Origin of the sequence: Paraburkholderia xenovorans, assembly GCF_046030735.1 — a bacterium.
GTDB lineage: Bacteria > Pseudomonadota > Gammaproteobacteria > Burkholderiales > Burkholderiaceae > Paraburkholderia > Paraburkholderia xenovorans_A.
Window position 1 is genome coordinate 1 of record NZ_JAQQBV010000111.1, and the last position, 703, is coordinate 703.

General features: G+C 54.3%; 1 protein-coding gene. It reads left to right on the forward strand.

Annotated features, from left to right (window positions below):
* A partial coding sequence (gene istB, locus PQQ51_RS34345; protein ID WP_408501626.1) for an IS21-like element helper ATPase IstB occupies nt 1–630 on the forward strand: 630 nt, incomplete at its 5' end.
* Nucleotides 631–703 lie beyond the last annotated feature (73 nt).

Genomic DNA, 703 nt, shown 5'->3' on the forward strand with positions numbered 1-703 from the left:
GCTCGCGAGGTGCGCTCACTGGCGTATCAGATGAAGGTCGCTCGCTTCCCTGCATATCGGGATCTGAACGGTTTCGACTTCAAATGCAGCGACGTCAACGAAGCGACCGTGCGTCAGTTGCACCGATGTGAGTTCGTGGCACCAGCTCAGAACGTAGTCCTGGTCGGCGGACCTGGCACTGGTAAAACGCATCTGGCGACAGCGATCGGGGTACAGGCGATCGAACATGATCGAAGCCGTGTGCGTTTCTTCTCGACCATTGAGCTCGTCAACGCCCTTGAGCAAGAGAAGCTGGTGGGAAAGCCGGGTCAACTGGCATTGCGTCTGATGTATGCCGACGTCGTGATCCTCGACGAGCTCGGCTATTTGCCATTCAGCCAGAACGGTGGCGCCTTGCTGTTCCACCTGCTTAGCAAACTCTACGAGCGCACGAGCGTCATCATCACGACCAATCTGAGCTTCTCGGAATGGGCAAGTGTCTTTGGCGACGCGAAGATGACGACCGCCTTGTTAGATAGGCTCACGCATCACTGCCACATTGTGGAAACCGGAAACGATAGCTATCGTTTCAAGAACAGCACGACACAACCTAAAAAGGAGAGAAAAAAGACCCAAACACCCACTACCTAACCCCGAAAACCGGTCCAAAGGGTGGGTCAATATTCGATGCAAAACCTGGGTCAGGATTCAGTGCAAACCAACA